At 38.4% G+C, this 26,942-nt stretch carries 24 protein-coding genes and 1 pseudogene; 18 read left to right on the top strand and 7 right to left on the bottom strand.

The genetic code is table 11. The features are described from left to right. Positions 1–42: 42 nt before the first annotated feature. Positions 43–513 (bottom strand): cyanase, encoded by a 471-nt coding sequence (gene cynS, locus JMV76_RS07705; protein ID WP_055123970.1) that lies wholly within the window; start codon positions 511–513, stop codon positions 43–45. An 87-nt stretch (positions 514–600) separates the two neighbouring features. Beyond that, positions 601–1,263: a carbonic anhydrase gene (locus JMV76_RS07700; protein WP_201502233.1), complete on the bottom strand. Its 663-nt coding sequence runs from the start codon at positions 1,261–1,263 to the stop codon at positions 601–603. 138 nt (positions 1,264–1,401) lie between these two features. On the opposite strand from JMV76_RS07700, the gene cynR reads away from it, so the two are divergent. Further along, complete coding sequence (cynR, locus tag JMV76_RS07695) at positions 1,402–2,310, top strand: transcriptional regulator CynR (protein WP_201502232.1); 909 nt, start codon at positions 1,402–1,404, stop codon at positions 2,308–2,310. 47 nt (positions 2,311–2,357) lie between these two features. Then, complete coding sequence (locus JMV76_RS07690) at positions 2,358–2,744, top strand: DUF6122 family protein (protein ID WP_201502231.1); 387 nt, start codon at positions 2,358–2,360, stop codon at positions 2,742–2,744. A gap of 211 nt (positions 2,745–2,955) precedes the next feature. On the opposite strand, the gene JMV76_RS07685 is transcribed toward JMV76_RS07690, so the two are convergent. Beyond that, positions 2,956–3,444, bottom strand: a complete 489-nt coding sequence (locus tag JMV76_RS07685) for an META domain-containing protein (RefSeq protein WP_201502230.1) — start codon at positions 3,442–3,444, stop codon at positions 2,956–2,958. A 304-nt stretch (positions 3,445–3,748) separates the two neighbouring features. Beyond that, a complete protein-coding gene (locus tag JMV76_RS07680; protein WP_201502229.1) occupies positions 3,749–4,198 on the bottom strand; it encodes a PACE efflux transporter in 450 nt (149 codons plus the stop codon). Between the two features lie 90 nt (positions 4,199–4,288). Between JMV76_RS07680 and JMV76_RS07675 the strand changes: the two genes are divergently transcribed. From JMV76_RS07675 to JMV76_RS07620, 12 genes are all read left to right on the top strand, one after another. Beyond that, positions 4,289–5,167, top strand: coding sequence for a LysR family transcriptional regulator (locus JMV76_RS07675; RefSeq protein ID WP_201502228.1), 879 nt, complete (start codon positions 4,289–4,291; stop codon positions 5,165–5,167). A gap of 543 nt (positions 5,168–5,710) precedes the next feature. Next, positions 5,711–6,598 (top strand): hypothetical protein, encoded by an 888-nt coding sequence (locus JMV76_RS07670; protein WP_201502227.1) that lies wholly within the window; start codon positions 5,711–5,713, stop codon positions 6,596–6,598. A 24-nt stretch (positions 6,599–6,622) separates the two neighbouring features. Next, positions 6,623–7,207, top strand: a complete 585-nt coding sequence (locus JMV76_RS07665) for an alpha/beta hydrolase (protein WP_201502226.1) — start codon at positions 6,623–6,625, stop codon at positions 7,205–7,207. A 238-nt stretch (positions 7,208–7,445) separates the two neighbouring features. Then, positions 7,446–8,087: a hypothetical protein gene (locus tag JMV76_RS07660; protein WP_201502225.1), complete on the top strand. Its 642-nt coding sequence runs from the start codon at positions 7,446–7,448 to the stop codon at positions 8,085–8,087. A gap of 74 nt (positions 8,088–8,161) precedes the next feature. Then, positions 8,162–8,893 (top strand): hypothetical protein, encoded by a 732-nt coding sequence (locus JMV76_RS07655; RefSeq protein WP_201502224.1) that lies wholly within the window; start codon positions 8,162–8,164, stop codon positions 8,891–8,893. A gap of 139 nt (positions 8,894–9,032) precedes the next feature. Next, entirely contained in the window at positions 9,033–9,746 is a 714-nt protein-coding gene (locus JMV76_RS07650) for a DarT1-associated NADAR antitoxin family protein (protein ID WP_045445699.1), read from the top strand. Between the two features lie 726 nt (positions 9,747–10,472). Further along, on the top strand, positions 10,473–11,024 hold the full coding sequence (locus tag JMV76_RS07645) for a hypothetical protein (protein WP_201502223.1): 552 nt from the start codon (positions 10,473–10,475) through the stop codon (positions 11,022–11,024). Continuing rightward, the gene (locus JMV76_RS07640) at positions 11,008–13,248 is read left to right on the top strand and encodes a hypothetical protein (RefSeq protein ID WP_201502222.1); all 2,241 of its coding nucleotides are present in this window, start codon (positions 11,008–11,010) and stop codon (positions 13,246–13,248) included. The genes JMV76_RS07645 and JMV76_RS07640 overlap by 17 nt, the downstream gene beginning before the upstream one ends. Beyond that, on the top strand, positions 13,245–16,370 hold the full coding sequence (locus JMV76_RS07635; protein WP_201502221.1) for a site-specific integrase: 3,126 nt from the start codon (positions 13,245–13,247) through the stop codon (positions 16,368–16,370). The genes JMV76_RS07640 and JMV76_RS07635 overlap by 4 nt, the downstream gene beginning before the upstream one ends. An 853-nt stretch (positions 16,371–17,223) precedes the next feature. Beyond that, the gene (locus JMV76_RS07630; protein ID WP_201502220.1) at positions 17,224–18,582 is read left to right on the top strand and encodes a hypothetical protein; all 1,359 of its coding nucleotides are present in this window, start codon (positions 17,224–17,226) and stop codon (positions 18,580–18,582) included. Between the two features lie 4 nt (positions 18,583–18,586). Continuing rightward, complete coding sequence (locus tag JMV76_RS07625) at positions 18,587–18,940, top strand: hypothetical protein (protein WP_201502219.1); 354 nt, start codon at positions 18,587–18,589, stop codon at positions 18,938–18,940. A gap of 17 nt (positions 18,941–18,957) precedes the next feature. After that, positions 18,958–19,329: a hypothetical protein gene (locus JMV76_RS07620; RefSeq protein WP_201502218.1), complete on the top strand. Its 372-nt coding sequence runs from the start codon at positions 18,958–18,960 to the stop codon at positions 19,327–19,329. A gap of 221 nt (positions 19,330–19,550) precedes the next feature. On the opposite strand, the pseudogene JMV76_RS07615 reads toward JMV76_RS07620, so the two are convergent. The 3 genes and pseudogenes from JMV76_RS07615 to JMV76_RS07605 all read right to left on the bottom strand — a co-directional run bounded on the left by JMV76_RS07615 (position 19,551) and on the right by JMV76_RS07605 (position 21,917). Then, positions 19,551–20,690: pseudogene (locus JMV76_RS07615) on the bottom strand (IS3 family transposase). Positions 20,691–21,157: 467 nt separating this feature from the next. Next, positions 21,158–21,640: an IS630 family transposase gene (locus JMV76_RS07610; RefSeq protein WP_201502217.1), complete on the bottom strand. Its 483-nt coding sequence runs from the start codon at positions 21,638–21,640 to the stop codon at positions 21,158–21,160. Further along, positions 21,567–21,917, bottom strand: a complete 351-nt coding sequence (locus JMV76_RS07605) for an IS630 transposase-related protein (protein ID WP_201502216.1) — start codon at positions 21,915–21,917, stop codon at positions 21,567–21,569. The genes JMV76_RS07610 and JMV76_RS07605 overlap by 74 nt, the downstream gene beginning before the upstream one ends. Positions 21,918–22,428: 511 nt before the next feature. On the opposite strand from JMV76_RS07605, the gene JMV76_RS07600 reads away from it, so the two are divergent. The 4 genes from JMV76_RS07600 to JMV76_RS07585 all read left to right on the top strand — a co-directional run bounded on the left by JMV76_RS07600 (position 22,429) and on the right by JMV76_RS07585 (position 26,878). Further along, a complete protein-coding gene (locus tag JMV76_RS07600; protein ID WP_201502215.1) occupies positions 22,429–23,448 on the top strand; it encodes a hypothetical protein in 1,020 nt (339 codons plus the stop codon). A gap of 35 nt (positions 23,449–23,483) precedes the next feature. Next, on the top strand, positions 23,484–24,809 hold the full coding sequence (locus tag JMV76_RS07595) for a hypothetical protein (protein ID WP_201502214.1): 1,326 nt from the start codon (positions 23,484–23,486) through the stop codon (positions 24,807–24,809). 144 nt (positions 24,810–24,953) lie between these two features. Further along, positions 24,954–25,472, top strand: coding sequence for a hypothetical protein (locus JMV76_RS07590; RefSeq protein WP_201502213.1), 519 nt, complete (start codon positions 24,954–24,956; stop codon positions 25,470–25,472). Positions 25,473–25,729: 257 nt separating this feature from the next. Then, complete coding sequence (locus JMV76_RS07585) at positions 25,730–26,878, top strand: hypothetical protein (RefSeq protein WP_201502212.1); 1,149 nt, start codon at positions 25,730–25,732, stop codon at positions 26,876–26,878. Positions 26,879–26,942 lie beyond the last annotated feature (64 nt).

The raw sequence follows: 26,942 nt of genomic DNA, 5'->3' as shown, positions 1-26,942 counted from the left end.
TCAATAAGTGCTACTTTTAAAAACTGCTATTTAAAGCGTCATTTAAAAAGGTTTGAACGGTAGGAATTTACCATCTAGAGTGATCACTGCGCGGTCACCACCTTCTGGGTCAGCTACTTTTTTGATATCCATTTTGAAATTAATGGCACTGATGATACCATCACCAAATTGCTCATGAACCAAGGCTTTTAACGTGGTGCCATATACCTGCATCATCTCATAAAAACGGTAGATTGTCGGATCAGTAGGAATCTCACTACCAACGCTGCCTCGTGATGGAATGCATTGTAGTAACGCGATGGCATCCTCATCAAGTCCTAAAGTTTCACCAACTTTTTGGGCGGCATCAGCAGGTAGCGGATGCTGACCTAGTAAAGCGGCAGTGACAAAGACATCACTCAGATTAGTTCCTGAAGCGATTTGCTCAAATGACAGATTCTTTGCCGCTTTGGCAGCAATGATGGTGTCAGTTAATGTTTGACGTGCGGTGTTGCTTACTTGAGACTGAATCATAATAATACCTTTTGAGGTTGGTGGTGGTTATTGGGCCAATTGATTTTCTGATTATGCATAGTCATTGATAATGACAGTTATGTAACACTAAACGGCGACTGCCAGTGGCGATATCGGATAAGCGCGAACCTCAGTGTGCGTGGCCAATGAGACAAATTCATTGGTCACGCCATCTAAGGTATCGATGTCACCGGACTCGATATCGTAAACCCAGCCATGTAGTGCCAAACGATTTTCTCTTAGCGCCAAACGTATAGACGGATGGGTTTTGATATTTTCGATTTGGGCGATGACATTTTCACGAACCATAGAGGCGACTCGCTCGCTATCACTGCCGTGGTCACGGGCTTCATTGACCACTCGTGCTGAGTCGGCGTAGCGAAGCCAGCTGCCCACCGCTGGCATATGATCCATACAGCTGCAGTTAGCAATTGCAGTCATCGCACCGCAGTCAGAGTGTCCGCAAATGACTACATCCGTGACTTTCAAAGCGGTAACGGCATACTCAACTGACGCCGATACCCCGCCAGGCTCAGGACCATAAGATGGCACAATGTTGCCTGCATTTCGAATCACAAACAGACCACCGGGTTCGTGTTGAGTAACGAGCTCGGGTACTAAGCGGCTGTCCGAACAAGAAATAAACAGCGTGCGCGGGTTTTGTTTGGTCGCCAAATTTTTGAATAAATCGGCGCGCTTAGGATAGGCGTCACTGTGAAATTTTAGAAAACCTTCAATAATATCTTTCATCGCGGTGGTCTCTGTGTAGTTGATGAAAGGAATGATACGCCGCTATCGTTATAAGGTAAAATACTAGTATGTTATGGTATCTATAATAATTACTTATGAGAAAACCTTGATCAATCCCTAATCCACACGAGATGACCCATGATTCTTCGGCACATTAAGTATTTCTTGGCAGTGGCAGAGCACCAAAGCTTTACCCAAGCAGCAGCGTCTTTGTACGTCTCACAGCCGGCGTTATCGCAGCAGATTAAACAGTTGGAAGAAGGTCTAGGCGCGACTTTATTTGATCGCTCTGGTCGCCGTGTCACATTGACCGATTCCGGTGACGTCTATGCGCGCTATGCCCATAGAGCCTTGCAGGATTTGGAGGAAGGACGGCGCGCCATTCACGATGTGCAGGATCTCAGTCGCGGTGCGTTGCGGATTGCGATTACGCCTACTTTTACCACGTATTTGCTTGGACCTTTAATCAAAGCGTTTCATACTCGTTATCCGAGCCTCACGCTAAGCGTGCAGGAGATGTCACAGGAGCAGATGGAAAAGCAAATACTCGATGATGAGTTTGATGTGGGTATTGCTTTTGAAGATGTGCAGTCTGCCGATATCGATACACAAACCTTGCTGATAGAGACGCTTGCACTGGTTGTTAGTAAACATAACCCTCTTGCTAAGCAAGCGGCGATTGATTTGCCAACGCTCAACGCACAGTCACTGGTATTGCTGAGCCGCGAATTTGCCACGCGCGAACAGATTGAGCATTATTGTCGCCAACATGACATTGCTCCAAACGTACTGATGGAGGCAAACTCGCTCAGCGCAGTGATCGAAATGGTGCGCCATACCCAACTGACCACCTTATTACCTTCCAACATCGCTCATAATTATGATGAGCTGGTGGCGATTACCTTAGCGCCGTCTTTGCTCCAGCGTACAGCGGTATTACTACAACGAAAAGGTGCGTATCAGAGCGCTGCTACCAAGGCATTTGTTGCGTTGGCACATGAGGTTTGTTCGAACACGGTTGAATCCAAGGCACTGTTTTTCAAATAGAATAAACTTAGAAAACGAACGGTCACGATGAGATAGGCAAAAGGTCAATGACGCAAACCTTAATTCACTACTTTTTTCACTTCGGCATGCCTTTAATCTTGGCTTATGTGTTTTTCCGCAATGATTACAAAAGGGTTTATCTGATACTGCTCGCCACTATGTTGGTTGATTTGGATCATCTGCTAGCAACGCCTATTTTCTCGCCCAATCGCTGTAGTATTAACTTTCACCCGCTGCACAGTTATTATGCAATGGCAGTATATGTGACTATGTTAGTGCTGCCTAAGCCATATAGAGTCATAGGTTTGGGCTTGCTGTTGCATATGCTGACGGATCTGAATGACTGTGTTATGACGTATGCCCAATTCCCTCAAGCGTTGGATAATGCGCCAGCTCGTGAGCTGGTCATATGGCTAGCAAATAGGTTTAAGTAGTATTTTTAACTTTTCATCGTATGTTCATTAATTCCGTATTTATTATGGGCACACTATATTTTCTAAATAATCGGATTATTTACTGAGGATTTAGTTCTGCGCTAAGCCTAAATTCCGTATTCAGACAATAAATATAGACAAAAAAAGCCTCACTATTAATAAGTGAGGCTTTTTTATTGAGTGGCTAGTTTAGCACTCTATACGACAATGATTATTTAGCAACCGCTTTAAAATTCGCTACTTGGTTCGCATTGCTAATGGTCAATACAGGCACGTTATTGGCATTTTTGCTCATGCTATATTTACCATTTACGGTTGCTAGTACGGCGCTATCAAAGCTGGCTTGTGGGGCAGGGCAAGCCATTCTTGTGCTTCTTACTGGACCCAATGTTACCTCGCCATTTGCTACCTTATATTCAGCACTCTTATTGTTACAAGTATTCATCAAAGTAACGATATTGCTCCCATTCGCCGTCACAAAATCGAGGGTTAATGGTTCGCCTGGATTAAAGAATAATGGAGTAATGGTCTCGCCCTTGGTGTTTTTGGCATCCACGAGTTGCCAATGATAGGCTTGTAAGGCATCCGAGGTAATAGGCTGGGTAACGGGTGCACTTGGCGTAGATGTGGTTTGACAACCTGCTGCCAATGTTCCCACTGCTAAAACGCTTACCATCATTACCTTGGTCATATTTTTCATATAAAGTCCTTTATTGCTTCAATTATTATATAGAGACATTTATCTCAAAATTATTGTGCTTGCTGCCCCAATAACTGACATGAGACGCTAGCAGATGCAGGCATTATTACAAAGCAATGATAGCGATACAAGCGCCAGTAACCATTCAAATACCAAGTTGTTTTTATGTTGATATAGTCGGTTCAATATAATTTGGATACAAGGAAGGCAAGCGAAAGTACTACAAATAGTAGACTAAGCGAGCCTGACACCGTATCTGATTTATATAGGATTGACTATAAATCTTTAGCATGGCTCATTGCTATTAGGCGACCACATCATTACGTTGAGATAGCAGATGGTTTGCTGGAATAGGAAACACATTGTCATAAATCCAGTTATAAACAAAAGCATGTACTAAATAGAAAGTAGCCATTGTAATATCCATGATAAAGGCTTGCCAGAGGCTGATGCCTAAGTGCCACGCAATTATTGGTAGGAACAATAATAGCAGACCACCTTCAAATAAAAACGCGTGCAACATTCGTATTGGAACCGTCTTATGTACATTGCCGCGTAGCTTCAGCATGCTGTGGTCAAATAACAGGTTATAAAAATAGTTCCACAACGTCGCGATAATCGAAGCAGCCACGGCGATAAGACCTATCGACTGAATATCAAAGCTAAATAACCAGCTTGCCAACGGTACAAATATAATTAAACCTATTATCTCAAAACCCAAAGTATGACGAATACGATCTTTCACGGTGCGCATGAAGCTTCCTAGTTGAATTAGTTATTTTCGCGCCTATTGTATCTGTTAAACTATTATAACCAAGTTAGAACCTATAGGATTTTTAGATAGATGAGCCTTTCATTAGAGCAACTGCAAGCCTTTGTCGCCACGGTAGAGACCGGTTCTTTCTCAGCCGCCGCCCGTTATCTAGGCAAGGCGCAATCTGCTATTAGCACGGCGGTGTCAAATTTAGAAATTGATTTGGACAACAGCTTATTTGTCCGCAGTGGACGCTATCCAGTCCTGACGCCAGCTGGAGAGCGCTTACTGGTAGAGGCGCGAGTGATACTAGAGCGTTGTGAGCATTTTCGCGGGGTGGCTAAAAGTCTGGGCGAAGGAGTAGAGAGTCGATTGGTACTGGCGGTTGATGAGCTGTACCCCGAAGCAACGTTGGGCGGCTTGATGGAAGAGTTTTCGCGCCGATTTCCTAGTGTGGAGCTGGAACTATTGTTTCCGCTGATGGAAGATGTCAGCCGCTTGGTGTTAGAAGATCGCGCCGATTTGGGTATTATGTGGCGTCAAGAGATACTGCCTTCAGCGCTGAATTTTCATGGGCTTGGTTGGGTGTCGATGAAAATGGTGTGCGCGCCGAACCATGAGCTAGCTCGTCAGCCAGTGGGGTGGGAGGAGTTGAAACGCTATCGGCAATTGATGGTGGCAACACGTAACCATAGCGAAGAAAAAGCGCGATTGCGAATAGCATCTGATGTCTGGTGGGTTGAGAGCCAATGGGTTATCGTTGAGCTGGTACAGCGCAATCTAGGCTGGGCATTCGTGCCTGAACATGTGGTAGCCAGTGCCTTAGATAATGGTTTCCTAGTCGAGCCAATATTGGACTTTAACGATCTTGATTGGCCAGTGGCTTTAGAAATTGTATGGCACAAGCAGCGTCCTCTAGGTAAAGCAGCTGCTTGGTTGAAGTCGGCTGCGATTGCGCTAAATAAGTGATATTAAGCGGTCAATAATAGCGAGTTTTAATTAGTGGTCAAGCTATACTCTGCTTCAAACCAAATTATGTTTTTAACTTAAATATGCGATACAGCTGAGCGACAGCAGTTGTCGCCCGCTTTAATTAGACGCTTTATTTTTCTCGACTTTTATATTATAGTTACTGAGTTAGGACGTAATTCAGTCAGGAAAACAGCAACATAGAGTTAACCCTCGAGGCGCAACGCTTCACCCTATAACTTCGCTATTGCTGTTAACTATCAACACTCTGACTGGCATTAATCATTATTTTTCTAATCAACTAAACCCAAGCTACTCATAAATTATAGCTGTCATATCGATGATGGCACAGATTTCATATTGTTAAAAATAAGTTTAAATAACTTCTAAAATAATCATTGAAACACTCATTTTACTTTTTAACGTTGCTCTAAAAGCGGCGGACAAGCTCGTCTGACTTAAATTTGATCTGAGAATTAAAAAAAATTAAAAATACTACAAGCTACTGATATTCAAAATAAATTAAAAAATAAGGACCATACTATGACGAACACAACTAACACTTTTGAGCAAAAACGTATCGATAATTTAAATTGGTCAAGTGGATCAAAACTGCCTAAATCCATTCAAGATAAGGTACAAACTAAACCAAAGATACCGTTGTTTTATCTGCATAACGAGTCTATCAATAACTATGAAGATGATATCTACTTTGTGAATAATTGCGATGAGACATTGAGCTTTGTTGCTCCCTATGAGCTGATGAAGAGAGATTTAGATTGTCCTGAGGTGGTGGTTGCTGCCGAACCAAGTGAACGTGACATATCCCTCACTTATACTGATGTATTGCCCAAGCAAGGCGTGAGAATTGATCGTCAACATATCATCTATGATAGTGATTATCTCAATCAGATTATTGTCTATACCATGAGTCGTGCTAGCAAGGAGATGTGGGGAATATGGCGTTTGAATGTGTGCGAAAAAGGCATGTTTTCGTCTTGTCCCTTGCTATGGGAAGGTGGCGCCAAACCCTTATCTGTTGTGAGTGCAGAAAAACGAAATGATCCTAAAGATCGTCCTATTTTACCTTGTGTATTGCCCATACGTCAGCAGTTATACCAGCAATGGGCGAAACATTATGACCACGCGAGTGCAAGCTTGATGAGGTCTATCACAGATATGATCTATCGCTATGACTTTGGTATTGTGGGATGTTATTACAATGATACTTGGGATGAGTACAGCAGTGAGGCAGAGCAAATCGCTAAAATACTGATTCAAGGTGATGCTGATAGCGCCGATGAGGTTCTCGCGATGATGACAGCTGTCTATGACGTGTCATTTGGTGCTGGATATACGAGGATTCCTATGGATGTCGCTGAGCGCATTTATGATCTATGGTTGAAGCATAAAAGTAATGCTAATAAATAAAAAAATCCTTAAAAGGAGAGCACTATGATGTTTCCTATTGAAAATAATGACACGTTTTTACTGTTCTTTCACGGTCTTGATTCGAGTAATGAAACCACTAAATATACTTGTATTAGCCGTGAGCCCAAAACCTGCCAAACCGTTAATTATCGAGAGAATTTCAACGAGATTTTCGATATTTATGAGGCGTTAATTTTAGAAAAAATGAAGCAGTATCCGCGAGTCGTCTTGGCAGGGCATTCACTGGGTGGCTGGTTTGCCAATTATTTTGCCCACAAATACAATTTACGTGCGCTATTAATAGCGCCTTGCATTTATCCCAGTGAGGTTTTAGCCGATCGCATACCAGACGTGGCTAATATGAAACTGTCATTTCCGACCTCGAATACTGAGATGGTAAGAGTCATGGTTGAGGTTGATGATGAATGCTTAGATGTGGCCGTCGCTAGACGAACGCTGGTGAACTTGCCTGAGAGCTGGGAAGTAGATTACTTTGAGTGTGGTCATCACCGTATCGCCCGTAGCGAAGATATTTGGTATCACTTGGTTCATCTGTGCGAAGACCCCATTATCTGGATGGATGACGCGACATATCATGGTGAAGATTAAATACCATCAGCCTTGCAGTAAGGCCTTATTAATTACTATTATAAAGAACTAAAAAACTATCGTGGGTTTAACGGTTTGCCAAGTTTTTCAATCATCACTTAGCAAACATTGCAACTTCCAGCACGATATAAAACCACTCTGGTAAAGCGCATGAGCCTGTAGTCCGACAAGGCTATTCATGCCTGATTCGATGAGCCTATTTGGGCTTATTCTTATTGTCGGAGTTCAGGAGTCACTGATGTCTCATATCAATAGCCAAAATCTCACGCCTTCTAAATATACTCATCGTTATATGCCGCGGCATCCTTTGGCAAAAGAGGCGGTTAGCCAAATAGAGAAATGTGAACGACGTTCGCAAGATATTGTCCAAGCCATGGGTTATCCGCCAAAACACATCATATCCGCCTGTGGTCGTCTGCGTCATGTATTGTCTAGCGACATACTAGGACTTAATGCGACAGATATTGATAGTTACTTTACTGCTCATGAATTCTTAAAAACACTATTGCCAGTGCTCGAAATAAGGTACGACACCTTTGCAGAGGATATTGCGCAAATCCAATATGACTTGGCGCATTATCCTTATCCGCTACCGCAATATCACTTGCGAGCGGTCATCGACTTTACATGGAGTGAGGGCGCTAACTGGATGTCGCGCGGCGTGGCTAGCAGTAAAGCTGTTGCGTATTTACCGCAAAATATTGCCAAAATGAATGCGGCAAAGCGTAAGTTGGTGATTCAACAATGTCTGGCTGCGCATTATGCAGAATATAACGGTCACTTGCCGTATAATGGCATGATTAACGGTTATCAACTTATCATTGAACAGAGTCATGAGATGGTTGATAGCATCGAGTATGATCTGCCGCAGTGTGAGTAGGATGTGATACATCACTCATCAATTGGTAGCATTAACATTTAACACAGCATACCCAAATAAAAAGGCCGTCCCAAATGACCGATACTAATCCGTATAATTTTGCACCTTTGCAACCAACTGGTAGAAACGAGACCAATACTGCCAATACCTATGCGCCTGAAGACATGATTAAAATATATGAGCAGCAGTTTCTTATTCCAGTACCTGAAGAAAAGCTGACCGAGTTTTTACCCGCGCTAAAAAGTTTCTATGATATTGACGATCATACGTTAGATGTGAGTGCCATTATTTTTGACGCAATCGCAGACGCCTCTATCATTTACAATCATAAGGTTAAAGTAGGCGACTATCAAATACTAGGTGGATTGATAGAGGAAGCGATTGAATATGATGAAGACAGTGATGAAAACAATAAAGATGACCAAGCCACTGAAGACCTATCCGTTGAAGACAAAGACATACAAGCCTATACACTAGAATGTAAGCGTACTTTTTTCATTAATGAGGTAGAGATACCTTATCATTTCAACTTGTTTATTTATGGTGATGGCTATTCTACTTTAACCAAAAAAGAAACCGTGCTAGAAAAAATGTATTGGTTCGTTAGAGGAAGATTTGAAGAAAATCTATTAGACGATACTGAAGATAATGACAGTTTAGACTCGATCAATGAGCAGCTAGCCAGTTTGGGTATTCGGGAAATGGATTTGACCACGATAGACGAGATAATAAGCTATGTGGAAGACAGTATCATAGATGATGCCATGGTAGAGGCGCTTAACAAGTTATTAGATGCTGCTGAGTAGGCAGCTATCCGTAAAATTGATGTCAAAACAATACGTTTTAATGTCAGTTTTTATGAGAGCAGTTATATAAGAACATTTATACCAGTTATAAAAGACTATTGATATAAGGCGCATTGCTATGCAACAAACACAGAATTCTGTGGATCAAAGACAAGATGCTGTAGAACACAGACCCGTATTTATGCCGAGAACCAACAGTGACAATCTGGTAAAAACAGACATGGTTAGGTTTGAGCGGCATGTGGGGTTTGCCAGTCGCCAAAAGAAAAAATCCATCAATGATATGCATCAAGTCATTCGCAAAAAGTATGGCTTTAGTCATGTCCTTGAGCTATCGAGCAAGTCTGGCAATAAATTGAGTTTTCCGCTGAGTCCATTGAGCTTGAAGCTAACAAATGAACAAGATGGGCAGCAGTACAGTGTCGAAAATGCCTTTCAAAGCAGTATGATTTTTGAGGATGGTGGCCCCTATACTGACTTGTTAAGTGCGCCGCCAAGACAAGCCAGAAAGGACGAGCGCTTAATGACCTCGGGTGAACTGATTGGTTATAATTATTTTGGCATGGAGTGGAGCGTAGAGCCATTGACCACATTTTATGATTGGCTCTATGTGAATGCCCTAAAGCAAAATCCGCATTTGCATGAAGAAGTTATGCAATATCAAGCCTTTACGGATCGTGAGTTTAATCCTAAAAAGTCTATCCATTGTGCGGCTTATGCACTGGCGATGTTTGTGGCGCTCAATAAACGCGAGTTGCTCGATAACATTGAAGACCCCGCAGTATTTTTTAATCTATATCATGAGTTCAAAATAAGTAATACTGAGCAGCTTTTGGAAGCGGGTTGGGTTTGATCGTTAGAGCGGTAATTTATGTAGTAAAAATTATCAAGATAAACTTATGATATGCTAATCAAGTGACTTTATGATATATGAGAATAGCCAAGCTTGTCTTGGCTTTTTCATGCCTAAAAAATCAAGCACCTTAGTCTGGTTGATTTTAGCGTTATATATTTCAACAGAACGCTTATTACTCTTAATTATGTAGATGTGATATAAACTTACAAATACTAGGGCATGTCCTCATTTTAAAAATGGCGATAAAAATGAGATAAATTGCAGTCAAACAAGGATAATATCGAGATATTAGTCAGCTATTTGACGCCGTTTGGCCATTTTTAACCCATTTAGATAACTATCGATTGAATTGAGGACACGCCCTAAGTATGACTATAATTCTAGAAAATTAAACAAAAAAAATCCCCACTTCTTATTTAAGGAGTGGGGATTTTAGTGCTTTTATAAGCCATATTTGGAGCGGGAAACCCCAACCTTGGCAAGGACGCCGACCAAAATTGCATTAATGATTATAAACCTGAACCCTTTTATTATAAAGGGTTTCAGGTTTTTTTATGCGTGTAAATATTTATGAATAATAGGTACAATAATAGAATAGATATATTTATGGACACCAGTATATTGTGGTAATATGATACCAACCAAAATGTATTTTAGCATGCCTACCCAATCAAAGGTAATTAGTTTTTGTGGTACATACCTCTGAAATAAAGGTCATTGATTATGTCGAAGCGCACTAAGAAGGCAATAAGAAAAAATGTCAAAAGTATTAACGTAAAGGATAATTTGATAGTGCATGAATGTGCTATAAAACCGTATCAGATATTTTGCGAATGGATCGATGATGAGGCTAATAAGTTTTCTTTGAGTGAACCACTATTATTTGAAGTTGTTGAAATCGATGGTCAGTATTGTTTTTTTGAGGGTTTTAAAGAGATGGGATTGCTGATGGACGGTGCTGAAATCTCTATTAGAAGAGTTGATATTTCTAGATCTGAGATTGAGAGGCGCGCTTGGGTTTGCCTTATGAAGGAGTTTACTAATTTAGTTCCTATTAACCCAAAATTTTTTACGGCTATAAAAAGTAGTATGCCTGCTCGGGTACAACAAGCACTATTTAATAAACCTCTGACCATACAGCACATTTTAGATATTACAGAATTCAAGCGTTATCACTATGACTACCAGTTAAGTCTATACCCCAATCAGCAGCCCACTAAGATACCATCTTTCTCTGAACTAATTGATAAGGTTCTCTATGTCAATAAAAAATAACGTGCAAACGCTGATACCAGATACTGAAGATATCTATACTGCAGATATTCGTTATTTCTTTATAACCGTAGCCAGTTTAGTCCCAAATGATTTTATGGACATTAGCGTAGAGGCGGAACAGCCAAAACCCTTAACTTCATCATATCTAAAAAAAATATATGATTCCTATAGAGGTAAGCTGACTAAGCCCGAAAATCTAACTCGAGCATTTATCGCCAGTACCTATCATCTACCAAACCTTGATATCAGCAATCCAAGTAAAGAATGGCTGTGGGTTGCAAAGCTATGCCATCTGCTCCTCTATTTTTCTCAAAATGAACTACCTAGACGTATTAGTGAGACTACCGCTGAAGCTAGAAAATGGATGAATCCGGTAAGTAATAATCACAGTATTTGGCGGTACTGTTACTCGACGCTACAAGCTGATAGCTTACAGACTACCTATGAGAGGTTTGAACGTTATCGAGTAGAACTTGAAAGTAAGAATGATCCTAATCTCAGATCATTTATCAAGATGTATCGAACTATTGATTTTGCGTTTAATGATAGAGATAGCATAACGCGCACTTCTTCCAGTAGAAAACACACCAAAAAGGGCAAAATTGATGAGCCAAGTATTCAATATGTCAGGCACACAGACGTGGATGATGATACTGATGAGTTGATATCAGTCACAAGTTTTGAGCAAGCAAAAAATGATAACGATATTTATCGTGAGCGGTTAGATAATCCCGTACCAGATTTCTTTCATCTCGAGCAAACAAAGTTAAAAGATACTGAAAAGTTCTCATACGCTCAGATTTATCGAAGAACACAGGCAAAATATTCTCATGCTAATAAAAATGAGCGGTTTGTAGGCAACAATATTCGTCAGTTATCGCTCATTGCTATTCAAAATATAGCCTCTAAGCTGTGGCAATGGTTTGATGATTATAGTGACGGTGAAGGCGATAGGGACAAGAAACGAGCGATCGTCTATTTATTGCTTTCTTTATACACCGGTCATTCAGTTGCAAGATTGGCTGAAGATATCAATAATAATTATAAAAAAATTACTGATATTGGTGCTCGTAAAGCAAAGTATGAATTTATTATTAACTTAGATATTACGCCGCTACGTATTAGAACAGAAGGGATAGAGTCAGTTATTGCTAACCGATTGACGCAGTTCAAACTACCATTACCTGAGCCATTGGGAGTGTTTTTAACCTATAAAGGATACCCGGATTCAGTGTTAATCAACGAAGTCATTGTTGATCTACGAGCAACGCTACAGCTACCGTTAATTAGCTTGGGCAGGATTGAAAAATCACTATACACCATCCTTATCTACGAGGTCAGCAGCACGCAGTTGGCCACTATCATCACCTCACGCAATAGTAGAAAGAGAGCAGATACTTGGTATAGCTCTCATGAGATTAAGGCGATAAAAGAAATCTACCACGATGCAATTAAGATCCTCACCGCTCGCTGTCATAAAAACAAATCCAGCATTGTCGATTATTTGTCCGAGGTAGTGCTCAGTGATGATGCTATAGGTAGCCAAAACAGCCCTGACTATCCGATAGTAAGTCTATTCATGAGCTACTTACAGCAAAAAGTAGTAACTGCTCATGACTATAGAGAGAAATTCAATTTTTATAATTTATGGTTATGGCATATCTCTTTTTTACTAACTTCAATAAGAGCGGTAGAAGGCGCACCAGGTTATCTCAACCAGATCAACCTTGAGGCAGGCATCATTTGGATTTCTGATAAGGAGGAGCGGGCGACCGCTAACAGTCAGCGCTTAGTGCCTATTTGTTCATTTCTTTATGAGGCTATCCAGAATTTTTTAAGTTACTTGAAAAGCTTTGCTCAGCGCTATGGACGCTTAGATTTTAATATTAGCACTGCAGTGAATAAAATCTTTGATTACCAGCGACCGCTACTAAATTTTTTAGATAAAAAAGGCGAGTTTCATGCGCTTAGGCCGGCTATTATTATCAAAGAATTAGATAGTAATTTTCGCTTTAAACCAGATTGGACACGTCATGTGGGACAAAGGTTTTTACATGAGCAGGGAGTAGCTGAAGCAGTCATTTTGGCGATTTTTGGTCATGAAATGATGGGGCAAGAAGCGTGGAGAAAAAATTCAGCACTGGCGATAGGGCATATAGTAGCCGCTAAAAAACCTTATCAGCAGCTGGCAGAAGAACTGGAATTACAGCAGGTGACTTTATGACACAGTTAGAGACTTTACATGGTCATTTGAGGCGCTCAGGAAAAGCACAGGATAAGCGTAAGCAGGCATTACAGCATACAAAAGAGATGTGCCAACACGCTTGGAATGCTTTTATTAAAGAGCATCAGTCGCCAGAGGTAATCACAGACGAGCAGATAAACGGTTTATATGAAGCACTTTATGATGACATCGAAAAGAGCGTTTCAGCGCATCTTATCCCGTTTGCACTATTCGAGCGCAAGCGTTTTTTCGATAACATTAATGAAGCGCGTAAAAAAAGACACCTGCCGTTATTACCAAAGCCCATCATTGCTGTACGTCCACAGCGCCCAAAAAACATCAATGATTTTGATACGTTTTTATATTTATCCAAAGCCCAGAGTGTCGTCGCACAAGCGTTTGATAGATGGCAGCAGAAAAATACCTTTTCATTACTTGAGAGCGTCAGCTGGTTTTTATTCTCGCTCATTAGTTTTGCAGGCTATAATGATGAGAAGATACTCAAAGAGATTTATGACTATCTAGAACAAAAAAAGCCTATTTATCAGATGTCTGATGACATGCTGGTCATGCCGATTAGGCTGCTATCATCCGACTATGGCAATGAGCTTGTTACTATAGAAAATGATTTAGATGAAGTGTCTCACACACGCCTGATCATCATAGATGATATCAGTCGCTTATGGCTGCTCAAACTACAACGCCAGCATCAAGCGCAAAACGAGTTTCCTAAATATCATCAAGTAATAAAAAGGTTAGGGGAGCTTGTTGGAGAGAACTTCACGGTTAAGTCCATCCATAAGTCTAACTATTTACAGCATATTGCAATCTATTGGCAAACGCTACCAGAGGTATATTTAGACGTTCAATTGGTCCAGGTGCTAACAGGTCAGCAAAAACAAACCTCAATATCAACATCGCAATGGCTTAGATATTTTCAGGGTATTAAAACACCCAGTGCGGTTCTATCAGATGAACACGTTAGTAAATTGGTGATTGAATCTAGCAATAGCACTGAGGACTCACTTGATGCTATCAAAGTCGCACCCTTTAGGTCTGATGCAGTTAAAGAAATACGAACCATACTCAATGGCGATAAAAAGCAGGCGCAACCACAGCTAATAAACTTATTGACTCAAAATCTATATCCTAACCAAGAACGACTGGTGAGATGGATGCTTGATTTGCTCACCAGCGGTAATAAAATCAATACCTTAAAGCGGTATTTGTCTGAGATCGGTAATGGCTTTATCGCAGGGACTCGTACAGCTGATTTTTCACACTCGTCAAAACATGATTATCACTATATATACAATGAAATTGTCGCCGAGAAGAATCCAAATAAACTAGGGTTTACCAAGACGGTTATTTGCTCACTACATCATTCTTTAAAGAAACATTACCAAGCGCCTGATATCGACATCAGAGGCGGCGGAGATCCGCAAATAGTGTCTAGTTATCTCATACCGAATCAGGTTTATCACGCTATACTTAGTTGTATCGATGAGCAAGAGACGCTGAGTGAGTACTATAAACAAGCGCTTAGCATCGTAACAATACTGCTATACCGTACCGGCATGCGTATCAGTGAAATATTAGGGTTGCAGGTTAAAGATATCGAATATGACAATCAAGGTTTTATGGAATACAACCTCATTGTTCGCCCTAACGCTCATCGTGATTTGAAATCAGATGACGGTACGCGGCGAATTTATTTATCAGTATTGCTCTTGCCAGAAGAGCTAGAAGATTTTAAAAGGTTCTTTCATCTAAAAGAGGGTCAGTCTTCTCGCTATTTATTTACTTTAGCGTATCAGTCCACTCCATTGTCTCGTTATAGTATTGAGCAGCCACTAAAACGCATATTAGAAAATACGGCTTATCACGATCTTATCCTACATAGCTTTCGTCATAATGCGATATCGAATATGGCGCTTATAATCAGGTGTAACCCAATGCTTGTCATGCAATTCACAGATTATAATGAGATAAAAATCCATGATATTAAAACTCATTTTTTAGGTAAAGTGCGCAGCGTTTCGACAAATTACTGGGATGCGCTAATGGAGTTTGCAGGTCACGCCAACCTCATCACGACTTTTAGCTCATATATTCATACCGCGGATATTATCGCAAGTCATCAATTGCAGCAGGCTAAATTGACCCTGCCTTTGGATGTTGTGAATAAGTTAATTGGTACTAGTCGTATGGACCTAAAGCAGCACAATAAATATGCCTTAGAGAGTAGAGATGACGCTGTCAATCTCAGTAACATTAGACAATATGTGAATCGTAAGGTTGATTGTGAAAAGTTAATGTTTGCTGATAAGGTGAAGACATCTCTGTTAAGTAGTGGTCCTATTGTTATTGATAAAAAGCAGTATTCAGTCGTGTTTGGTAGATATAGCCGTGAAATGATAGAAAAGCTTCTATTGGATATTGAGGATGGTCAAGCGCTGGGTGCAGCCAGCAGTTTAAACTTTATATACGATGATGCGTTGATGATTTATGAGCGCGCATTAAGCTTGGTAAAAAATGACGATGGAACGCTTAATCATAAGCTCATATCTAAAAGACGTAAACAACGCTCCGATCATATATTAATTGCACCAACACCGCTGCATTATCATGAAGAGCAAGCGCTTGTGTATCAATGTTTTGACAATCTTGAGACGCTTTACAAGTCCAAAGCGAGTAGGCTTGAGATAAAGCAGATGCTTGACGTATTCTACAAAAAAACCAATACCTCAAAAAGTGATATTCGTTTTACCTTTAAACAAAAAAAGGATTTTTATAAATACTTAGATACCATGTGCCAGATTCTACCAAGCAAGTATTGGCGGGTAAATATCAGCTGTATTGAATCCGAGTCCTACATCAACGAGAAGAATAAAAAAACGTCTCGCCCTGTTATCAATAAAACTGCTCAGCTTAGACGCATAGAAGAGTTCGAAAAAAAATTTCCCAGCTTTGAAGGTGAGGTTACTAGCCTAGGTACATATAACGGTTATGCACTAACGGTTATTAGTCCGCTTAAGAAAAATGGTAAATCGAAATTATCTTCGGCTTTGATGAGTTATGTTTTGCATTTTTTGCTGATTATTGATGGTTTGTCTGATTAATATCTTCTAAGTTTATTTGTATATTTTTTCCAGCATAGATAATTAAGTCTTTTGTAGATGTGAAATATAAGGCTAGAGAAGTTAAGGTTTTTTTAAAGACATAATTCTAATTTTAATGGACACGTTACAAGTTCAGATACTTATTATGGTTAATATTTGTCTTTCATCAGTCTGATAAAGCAGCCGAATAAGCAATTTGAAACTCTTCTTCAGCACTAATGAGGTATGTATTGCATCCTTTATTAGTCGCTAATGGGTTGGTTTACTAAAGTAGCTCAAGTTTATCTATAAGGTTTATTCAATATAGCCTAAAATACGGGCTGATGTTGGACTGGCAACCTTTAAATAAGTTAATATTTTAATAGAAAATGACTGCACAGAAAGGTTGGTTATTTATCAGTTTTTAAATTCAAAAAAATGGCATCATGAAAAATTGAGTCGGTAAAGCATCTCTGACTGACCCAAGTCCATCTGCTTCCAAAATAGTCGGGGAGGGTTAACACCTTGCTAGAGTATCAAAGTGAACTGCTCCAATTATGTCGGAGGCTGATCTACTTATGTCTTACTACAAGAATCTAATTTTTCCAACTATTAAAGCTCTAGTAAGTACTCTTTATATTTCAGTTAAAAAACTGATAGTTGGTTCATCACATTTCAGCATTTCGTAAATTAATGCTTTTGCCTAACATTATGGCTTGGGCACAAAGTATCCTATGATAATATCAACAACAGTTTAGCAGTCTATAGAAAAATCATGTAAACTCTGGCTGCTTAATTATCAGTAGTATCTATATATCAATCAGCGATAACTCAGTTATAGCAAAAAATGTCAGTGACAAGGTAGAGCGTAGTAATGAATTGGGACGAATGGATAGCAGAGAATCGCAAGCAAATTGAACATATTGCTGGTTATGAAGAAAACTTTGTCAGAACTATTTTGGCCAAAATACCTGAGATACGACCAGAAGACGTAACCGCTCAATACCATTTTCGAGATTCAAATGGCGGTAATAGATACATTGACTTCATGATCTCAAACGAATCAAAAGGCTATCAATTACCCATCGAGTTAGATGGCTATTGGAAAGTAAATAACTATCGTGACTTTAACGATATGTTAGAAAGACAGAATGATTTAATGGCCATCTATGGTGTACTGCTTAGGTACACCAATAATAAGATGAATCAAGAGCCAGATAAAGTTGTTATTGAGATTCGTAAAACACTAGAGCTGCAAAGCAAAAATCAGCTGAGTCAAAAAATAGTTGAAAAGCAAAATCAGCAGCGCGTTGATGAGTACCAACAAGAGCTCAATCAGCTAAAGAATGAACTTACCGAGCAGAAAGCCACCCACAACCAATCCTCTTCTACGATTACTGGTAGCGAAATTGCTAGCATTCAAGCAGCAATTGCAGAGCTACAAGCCAATATCAATCAAAACAACGCTCCTAAAGTACAGCATATTCGAAGCGAACCAATCATTGTAAGTAAACCTAAAAAGCCAGCTAAAACAAAAGTCACAGCCAATCAGATGCTGATAGCAGGTTCTGCTGGATTAGTGATTGTGGCGCTAGGTGCCAATGCCTTCTTTAATAAAAGCAATGATAATGCGCCAATGGCGTTAGTCGATGAGTCGTCATCTTTGGTTTACGATCCAGATGATGAGCAAAGTAATAGCAATAGTAGTAACGTCATAACTGGTAATAATCAGGCGTCAATGAGCTCTGATGCTGTTGATACAAGCGGGGCAGTCATTGCTGCTCAAAATAGCAACACTAACACACCATCGTTTGAAGACACGCCTACTGAACCTGTATTTCAAGATATACCACCACCTGCTGCTACCGTCAAAAGAGAGCCTGAGAAAGTTGATGTCTATCAACCACCTTCTAATCAGGCGCAGAACAGCCAAAGCTACGAAGCTGCGGTCTCTAACACAGTACCAGCTGCACAAGCCTACAAGCATATTGGTGATTACCGCGTCGTATGTGGCTATGTTGCTCAGGTCAAAGGCTTTAGCAAAGGTAAGTATCTCAATCTTGGTACCTCATACCCCAATCAAGATGTCACCGTAGTAGTATGGAATTCTGATATGGGTAACTTTGATAATCTAGATCAGTATGAAGGTAGAGATATATGTGTACAAGGTACTGTCAGCTCCTATAAAGGCACGCCGCAAATTAAACTGTCTTCTATGAATCAGTTGCAATAGAGCTATGTGGACTTTTTTTATAGCTATACTCATTTTCGTTTTTTTACTGATACTGCCAGCCTTATCTTCAATGTATGATCAAGAGTACAGTGAACAAGGAAAGAGGCAGAAAGAGAGAGAAAGACTAAATGATGAAACTGATGCAGCGTTAGCTACTAAAAAGGCACTAAATGATGCTGAAGATCGTAGACTTGCAACTGAGAAAGCAAAGCTTGCTGATGAAAAGAGAAAAATTGAAGCAAGAGAAAAAGCAAATCAAAACCATCTCACAGTGAGCCAGCTTATTATCTACTCATTTGTATTTATGGCTATTGCTATCGCCATTATTCTATTTTTTAAAAATATCAGTTCAACCTGATTATTATTGAGGTCACTATGTTTAAAAAACTTACCGTCATTATGAGTGTTGTTTTATTCGGTTCTACATTGTCATATGCTGCTGAACCCAAGATTGAAGCTTTTAAAGCACCGTTTCATGTTGGGAAAACAGTAATGGCTTGTGGCACACTAGCTGAGACTAAGCATTTCTCTAATAGACACTATCTTAACTTGGATAAAAAATATCCTAATCAATCGCTAACAGTGCTTGTGTGGAATAAAGACTACCGCTGGTTTGAAGATCGTTTTGGTAAGATAGATGGTTTCGTTGGTAGACGTTTTTGTGCCAGAGGGAAGATTGAGGAATATAAAAATAACATGCAAATGCAGGTGACCAATCCACAGTTCTTGAGGTTGATGGATAAGTAGTTATATTTTATTGAAGTTAATAAGTGCTGACGGTTCTAGACCATCCCGCATCCTGTGTAACAGCCCTTTAGATTAAATGCCTGGTGATACGGTCATCGAACATAATCATAAAGCGATTTAGGGCAGACGCCCAGTTACGAATGGGCATCGACCACTTTTTGGACGCCTGCTGCGTTGACCTATGCTGTCAAATCTGTAGACATCGACTTGGGAGATTTTATTTACGCAGCCTGACGATAAAAGTCAAACCACATCTGTCTTGGCGTTTTATAGCCCAAACCCTTTTAAATCCTAGTCTGATTGTAGTCTAGTTCGATATATTTAGTGATATCACTGATGGCTTCGAATCTTGTTTTATAGTCTTCGGGATACACCAACTCATTCTTTAATATGCCCCAGAAACTCTCTATCGGAGCATTATCAAAGCAATTACCACGTCTGGACATTGAGCCCTTATATCTATGCTTCTTAATGACCTTATGATACTCGTAACTACAGTACTGGCTTCCTCTGTCAGAGTGAACAATCAGCGCTTGGCTGGGTTCGTTTGCTCTTGATGGTCATCTTGCAGGGCAAGGCCATCATATCAGTCAATACATGGTCAGACGTATTAAAGAAGAATATGGTATTGTTTGCCCTCGCCATAAGCGTTTTAAAATTACCACCAACTCAAACCATAACAAGCTTATCTATCCAAACCTGCTCGATCAAAAATTTGATACCAGTCGTCCTAACTAAGCTTGGGTTTGAGTTGGTGGTAATTTTAAAACGCTTATGGCGAGGGCAAACAATACCGTATTCTTCTTTAATACGTCTGACCATGTATTGACTGATATGATGGCCTTGCCCTGCAAGATGAGCATGCAATCGCTCACAGCCATAGCGCTGCTTAGTCTCATCATGAGCCACGCGAACTAGCAACTCACACTGATTGCGATGAATCTGCTGATTACTGACACCACGATTTATCCAGTTGTAATAGCTTGATGACTTAACATTTAATACGTGACACATGCGGGTAATACTAAATATCTTCTGGTTATCTTTGATAAAGACGTACTTCATCAACTGTGTTTCGCGAAGTACGCCGTGGCCTTTTTTAGAATGTCTCGCTCCTCCTGAGCAACTTTGAGATCACGTTTAAGACGTTTGTTCTCTTCTAGTATAGCCATGAGTTCAGGGTCATACTGCTTATTGCCGATAAGTTTGCCTTCATTAGCTTTGTTTTGCCAGTTAGATAAGGTCTGCATGGCTACGCCTAGCTGCTTTGCAGTCGCTGAAACATTGCCATTATTATCTGCTATCTTTTCAACGGCTTCAGCTTTGAAAGCTGCACTATAGGTTCTGATTTTGTTAGTCATGATAAACTACTCATTGAGTCGTTAGTTTACCAAGTTTGGTTCTACAGTTTTTTCAGCATAGCTCAAACTTCAGAATATATATCATCAATATTGTTTTGGACAACGTAACAACCATGAATATCAGGATTTTAATACCATTTGACTGCTTTTTCATACTTTCAAAGTATAGCCTCTCTACTCCTACAAATTAAACCTTTTTTTCGACTAATATCCAATATTTAGTAGTAGGACTCTTACAAAAATTATAGTTTAAGCTGGAAACGAACTAACCCTGCGAATATCATCATTCTTAAATCATAACGCTGACAACGGTTGCAGTATCATTGAGCCACGATTTTAAAATACTTAATCATATCTATTTTCTACTTAGCTATATAGTCAGTTCAAAATAAAAGTGTTATGCCTTGGACAAAGATCATAAAACAATTTGGATAAGTCGTTTTCCATCCAGCCTTGGCGTAGAAACTTTACCTGAGCCCATTTTTCTCGATAGGGTTCAGATCAGGGCTGTACGGCGGTAGCCAAAGAATACGATGACCATGCCTGTTCAGTAGCTTTTGAATGCGTTTATTCTTATGAAATCTGGCATTATCCATCACAATCACGCATTTGGTTTTAAGACTTGGGATTAGCTTGTGTTTGCACCAGTCGTAGAATATGCTGCTGTTAATGTTGTGCTTAAAGTAATCTAGTGCAAACAGCATCTTTTCATATAGAGCACCGATAACGTTGGTTCGCTTTTTACCTTGCCAGTTGTAACTATCGATACAGGGTTTACCAATCGGTGCATAACCATGAGAGCGAATGGTCTCGTGCTCAAAGCCGCTTTCATCCATATAGACGATGGGATAGCCTTGTTGTTTAAAGTTATCAAGCTTACTGTGGTATATCGCTCTTTTGATCGGACAGGCTTTTGGGTGTTCTAAGGTCTTTTTTTTGACTGATGCCAAGTCGCTTTAGGGCATGATAAATGCCTGTTTTACTACAGTTTAGACGACGAGCTCGCTCATACTGGTAATCATCGGGATGCTCTTTAACATCATTAAGTAGCACGTCATCTGGTATTTTATAGGGTTTGGTTTGCCTGGTTGTTTTGCTATGAACACGTCTCTTCCAGTTTTGTATGGTGGTTGGGCTGAGATTATAGAATTCAGCCGCCTCGGCAAAGGTCATACCATCATCTAAGCTTTTTAGTACTTGTTTGCGAAAATCTAGCGAGTAAGTCATGGTCTTTATAATAACAATTGGGTTTGATAATTAGTTTATAACACTTTTAGGTGGGCTTGACTATAGTGTAAATTTATACTAAATACTTAGTATTATATTTCTAATAAATTACCGCCTTTTAGCTTTTTGAAAAATGTGAATATAAGCAGCCTCATAAGGATGTTTATATGCTATTTCTGTCGAAACTTTTACAAAAAATACTGTAGTTAACGGCATGTTACGATTTGTATAATTGTATACTCTGTTGATAAAAAATGTTAATTAGTGTATCTTGGAAGCCCAATTAATGTGCGTTTTAATAGCAGAAATAAATACAGAGTAAGGTTATATATCAATCTTATTTTTTGTGCTTTAAAAAGCAGTTCTTGTCAGAACGAGTATCAGATATTCAAAATGCCCTAGCTATTGAGTGGTCCTAGAGTTAAGGATTTTAGAAACACTTTATGGGAATGGAATATTCTTCCTGAAAATATTGTCATAAAATTTTCTTTTCAACTGTAGGTTTTTTCGCATGCAAAAGTTACCTGGTTTTCTGTTCATACCTCTTTTAGTATTTTTAATGATTAGTGTCTACCAGACAGCAGTCGGATTTACTAATATGTTAGGCCCTGTATTCGCATGGATGTTCTCGCTAGGTATTGGTTCCATATTGTTTTTCATTGCTTATTTTATTGGTCTTATGAAAGTAAACAATCGTTCTTATGTATTCCCTATGATAGCGTTCCTTGTTTGCTCTTTAATTTCATTCGCAGGTAATTTTAATGCTATCTATACTAATTATATGAAGAGTGAATTATATAAGACAGAACTACTTGAAAAGAAAACAGAAATTAATAGAGTGACCTCAGCAGCGGATAAGGCATTAAGAAACTATGATCCTGATACTACAAATAAAATAAATAAAATAACAACTCTGAAGAACCAGCTAACTAATCAAATAACAGATCCCACTAACTCTGGAATAGGTGAACGTGCAAGAAGTATTATTGTAGAGATTGAGGGTCTTCTTGGCGAGAATTTGACACCATTTAGTGGTTCGCCTGAGCAAATGGCAAAAAAATATAGTGAAAATATTGATCAGATTTTGAAGCAAAAGTTTCAATCAGGTGATTCAGCAGAACAGCAAAACCTGATTAGAAGAAACGAACAACTTAGATTGGATACTGTAAACAACTCGATTAGTAATGTTTTAGAAGAGCCTAAGTTGATAGTTAATGAGGGTGACAAAGCAATTATGAGAACAGTAGAGAGTATTAATTTAATAGGTACAGAAACCAAAGAGTTTATCAATGATGAGTCGGTTTTTGACTTCACCCAATCTAAATTTGAAAACTCAGAAATAGGTAATATTGTATTCTCATTTAAATCAAGCATAGAGCATCCGCTGAATATGATAATTATTGGATTTTTTAGCTTCTTTATTGATTGGGTTGGCTTACTGTTGATTCTAATGTATGCATCATTAAATATCAGCGGTCATGAAATGCAGAGAAGAAAACCGATAAAACAACAGAATGTAAAAGTTTTATAAATCTGTATTAATTAACTATATTTTAGGTGGTACCAATGTCTGATAATAAAAGTCAAGAATATGTATTTGATGTAAATGATTTACCAAAAGACAAAAATGAGCTTGAAGTGAATAAATCTTATGATGAAAATAGCGTTAATACTCCAGAAATAGTAGAGCTAAGTCCACTCCAAAAAATATTAGAACGTGGTAGAAATTTACCGAATACTAATGTTAGCAACAGCGTAGATTTGGCCAAAAACGACTTAAGTGACTTGAAGCAAGAATTGAATGAAAAGGCACAAGTACAAGATTTAGAAACACAAGAAGAAAAATTGAAGCGATTTAGAACATGGGAAAGAGAGCGTGACGAAAAAGAAGGACTAGAAAGAGAGTATCCAACACAAGAAAGTATAGAAATTGATAATTTACCCGATTTTGATATACCAAATGAAACTGAAAATATTCAAGAATTACCCAGGATAGATCTCTCAAGAACGCTAACTGATGATGAATATCTTGATATTTTAGCAGATCTTAATGAAGATGCTGAAAACAAAAATTATGTATTTTTGTTTGGTATACCAGGAAGCGGTAAATCATACATAATAGCCAGTCTGTTAAAGTATATGGAACAGAGCGATTTGGGACAAAGTCGTTTAGATTTAGACAAAAGTAATGATCTAGAGAAACGATTATATAATCGTATGATAATGTCATTTACTGACCCTAAGAAATATAGAATTGAAAGTAATGCAACTCTAGACTTTAATAGATTTAATATTATATTTACCCCTAAAGGTAATAAACCTGAAAAGACAATAACTTTCTTAGATATCTCTGGAGAGGCGTGCCAAGCTATCTACCAAGGTGACTCTTCAAAATATACAGGTGACTTACCAGATTTTTTAAGAGTGGTTCTAGAGTCTGATATAAATAGTACGTTTCTGTTAATAAGCGAGTGTCAAAAAGGGCAGTCTGACGATAATGAGGTGCCGCAAGACCGAATTATTAAGGCTTTTTATGATAAGATTTTAGAAACGCAAGTAAGAGAAAGTAGGAAGTATAAGAAGATATTACTAATGTCTAAATGGGACAATCTTCCTAAGAATGAAAGGGAGGAGACTGATGTAGTTCAGTATATACAAGAACATTTACCAGTCACAATGAGTAATTTTTTAGCTGAAAATCATGATAATGAAATCCTTAACGCTGTTACTTCCTATTCAGTGGGTGACTTTAGAGGTGATCGTTTAATAAAATTCAACGAGGAACGACCAAGAGTATTATTTGAATTCTTGTATGAGAGTATTTCTGGACAACCTCTCAGAAAACCTGAATCGCAATTTAAAAAATTCTATAGATATCTTATGGGTAGCTAGCTTATTACCTTAACTACTTAAACTGTAAACATCATAAATTTTATTTATTTATAAACGTATATAGATGTTGAAAGCTTAAGTAGTCCATTAGAGTTGATTTGAAAATACAAAATTGAGTATTTAGGTTGTTTTATGGGAGCATACATGAGTAATATAGGTTGGGGAATAATAGGTGTTCCAGATGGGTTTCAGCATATTAGTCAGGGTATTACTGCTAACAAAAATATAAATACAGTAGATAATCGTGTCTGTAGCGAAGAGTATGCAGAAAATACTGTATCTGCTGTCATATATGATACTGCTATTGTTGAAGGCACTAACACTAGGCAATTAATGACCTATTTTGTCGAGTATAGATTTGCTAAAGAGTTAGAAAAAGAGCGCCCAGGCAGTTTTTATGGTAGTTATATTTCACTATCTGGAGTAGTACCAGACAGCGTTGAATGCTGTAAAGTTATTGTTAAATTATTAAAAGAACTTTCAGAATATAACAAAGGGTTTTTTATATCAGATGATAAGAAGTTTAAAAAAGAATATACCGATAGCAGTAAAGATTATGATTTAAATAGTAGTATTTTTAAAGAAGGTATTGATTTAATTAATAGCCTCTTAAATAAGGCAAAAATACCTACTAAGAAAATTGATAATAAAAAAGTATTATAGTATATAATCTTAACAGTGAAGAGGTTTTTTTTAATAGCATAGAGTTATATGATAGTTATTCTATAATTTATACTTCAGGTAATGAAGGGTATTGTGAGACTATAGTTTCAAAATCAACGAAAGATATTTCGTCTAAAGTATACGAAGACTTAAAAAAAGAGTCAGTATATATTATAAAAGCAAGAGAAAAAGAAGAAGCGAGAGTTAAAGAAGAAGCGAGAGTTAAAGAAGAAGCGAGAGTTAAAGAAGAAGCGAGAGTGAAAGAGGAGGCGAGAGTAAAAGAAGAAGCGAGAGTTAAAGAAGAGGCGAGAGTAAAAGAAGAAGCAAGAGCAAAAGAAGAAAGTAATCTCGATAATCTGAAGCTAATTTATAACTATATAGTAGTTGACTACGAAGGTACATGTTTAGAAGTAAAAAAACTACAAGCTGGTTCTAATTATCCTTCTCAAGCCTTTAAGAATTTATATGATGATGCTAATGAATCTATTAGTTTTGCTAAAAAAATTATTAATAGTCTTGAAATTGGTAAACTAAAACTAGATGAGGAAATAAAAAGGATAGAAGGGAATAGTTATAAACTAAATAACGAACTTATATCAGCTAATGATGGTGCATCTAATGATGGTGCATCTAATGAGCGTTATAAAATTCCTGAACCAACTATAAGCCCTGTAAAGAGTGATAGCAATCATAATAATCCCGGACAAACAAGTGAAGTAGTTGGGCGTACAGGGTCTGGTAATAATAACTCGAATCGCAATAATAACTCGAATCGCAATAATAACTCGAATCGCAATAATAACTCGAATTACAATAATAACTCGAATTACAATAATAACTCGAATCACGATAATAATGGCATTAGTTTAGGAGTGATGGTACTCATTGGGATCGTAGTTATAGCGCTTATTTTTTTAGTAACTGTATTCGTAATACAACCTATGTTTTCTGATAAGAAATTAGAGCCTACCAAACCTGAAAGTAATATTGTTTTTCCTGAGGAGGTTGGTACAGTTGAAATTACTAATGATAGCATGGAAGCTGAGAATCAGTCAGATCGTTTTTCTCAAAACATTCAAAGTGATATAACAGATTTTTCAAGTAATTGTAAATTCAATCAAAGCTTGTTAAAAACTTATATTGTGAGTACTACAGATGTAAGAAAAATAGATGTGTTTGATGAACAACGTGATGATGCAGATATCATAGCGCAAATTACACAGAGTATTTTATCCATTAATGGGGATAGTATTAATATGTCTAACGAAGAAAAAGAAAAGTTCAAGAAAATTTTAATAGATTGTAATGATAACTTAAAATATACCTCTGTTAATCAAGAAAAAACTTATTTTTTTAACATCCGTTCTGGGAGTAAAGTAAGGTATATCAATTTTTCTGATTTCTAATGATATTTTTTAGGCTTTATAAATAGTGTTTATAGATATATTATTTAATGATAAGTGTCATCTT

Origin of the sequence: Psychrobacter cibarius (assembly GCF_904845955.1) — a bacterium.
GTDB lineage: Bacteria > Pseudomonadota > Gammaproteobacteria > Pseudomonadales > Moraxellaceae > Psychrobacter > Psychrobacter cibarius_B.
This window is presented reverse-complemented; position numbering and strand designations above follow the sequence as displayed.

Bases quoted from the DNA above. Each gene is read 5' to 3' on its own strand.
- JMV76_RS07655 (WP_201502224.1), top strand. From the start codon at position 8,162: ATGACCGATACTAATCCGTATAATTTTGCACCTTTGCAACCAACTGGT.
- JMV76_RS07635 (WP_201502221.1), top strand. From the start codon at position 13,245: ATGACACAGTTAGAGACTTTACATGGTCATTTGAGGCGCTCAGGAAAA.
- JMV76_RS07680 (WP_201502229.1), bottom strand. From the start codon at position 4,198: ATGCGCACCGTGAAAGATCGTATTCGTCATACTTTGGGTTTTGAGATA.
- JMV76_RS07685 (WP_201502230.1), bottom strand. From the start codon at position 3,444: ATGAAAAATATGACCAAGGTAATGATGGTAAGCGTTTTAGCAGTGGGA.
- JMV76_RS07675 (WP_201502228.1), top strand. From the start codon at position 4,289: ATGAGCCTTTCATTAGAGCAACTGCAAGCCTTTGTCGCCACGGTAGAG.
- JMV76_RS07660 (WP_201502225.1), top strand. From the start codon at position 7,446: ATGTCTCATATCAATAGCCAAAATCTCACGCCTTCTAAATATACTCAT.
- JMV76_RS07605 (WP_201502216.1), bottom strand. From the start codon at position 21,917: ATGACTTACTCGCTAGATTTTCGCAAACAAGTACTAAAAAGCTTAGAT.
- JMV76_RS07645 (WP_201502223.1), top strand. From the start codon at position 10,473: ATGTCGAAGCGCACTAAGAAGGCAATAAGAAAAAATGTCAAAAGTATT.
- JMV76_RS07625 (WP_201502219.1), top strand. From the start codon at position 18,587: ATGTGGACTTTTTTTATAGCTATACTCATTTTCGTTTTTTTACTGATA.
- JMV76_RS07670 (WP_201502227.1), top strand. From the start codon at position 5,711: ATGACGAACACAACTAACACTTTTGAGCAAAAACGTATCGATAATTTA.
- JMV76_RS07630 (WP_201502220.1), top strand. From the start codon at position 17,224: ATGAATTGGGACGAATGGATAGCAGAGAATCGCAAGCAAATTGAACAT.
- cynS (WP_055123970.1), bottom strand. From the start codon at position 513: ATGATTCAGTCTCAAGTAAGCAACACCGCACGTCAAACATTAACTGAC.
- JMV76_RS07640 (WP_201502222.1), top strand. From the start codon at position 11,008: ATGTCAATAAAAAATAACGTGCAAACGCTGATACCAGATACTGAAGAT.
- JMV76_RS07590 (WP_201502213.1), top strand. From the start codon at position 24,954: ATGAGTAATATAGGTTGGGGAATAATAGGTGTTCCAGATGGGTTTCAG.
- JMV76_RS07595 (WP_201502214.1), top strand. From the start codon at position 23,484: ATGTCTGATAATAAAAGTCAAGAATATGTATTTGATGTAAATGATTTA.
- cynR (WP_201502232.1), top strand. From the start codon at position 1,402: ATGATTCTTCGGCACATTAAGTATTTCTTGGCAGTGGCAGAGCACCAA.
- JMV76_RS07620 (WP_201502218.1), top strand. From the start codon at position 18,958: ATGTTTAAAAAACTTACCGTCATTATGAGTGTTGTTTTATTCGGTTCT.
- JMV76_RS07665 (WP_201502226.1), top strand. From the start codon at position 6,623: ATGATGTTTCCTATTGAAAATAATGACACGTTTTTACTGTTCTTTCAC.
- JMV76_RS07600 (WP_201502215.1), top strand. From the start codon at position 22,429: ATGCAAAAGTTACCTGGTTTTCTGTTCATACCTCTTTTAGTATTTTTA.
- JMV76_RS07690 (WP_201502231.1), top strand. From the start codon at position 2,358: ATGACGCAAACCTTAATTCACTACTTTTTTCACTTCGGCATGCCTTTA.
- JMV76_RS07700 (WP_201502233.1), bottom strand. From the start codon at position 1,263: ATGAAAGATATTATTGAAGGTTTTCTAAAATTTCACAGTGACGCCTAT.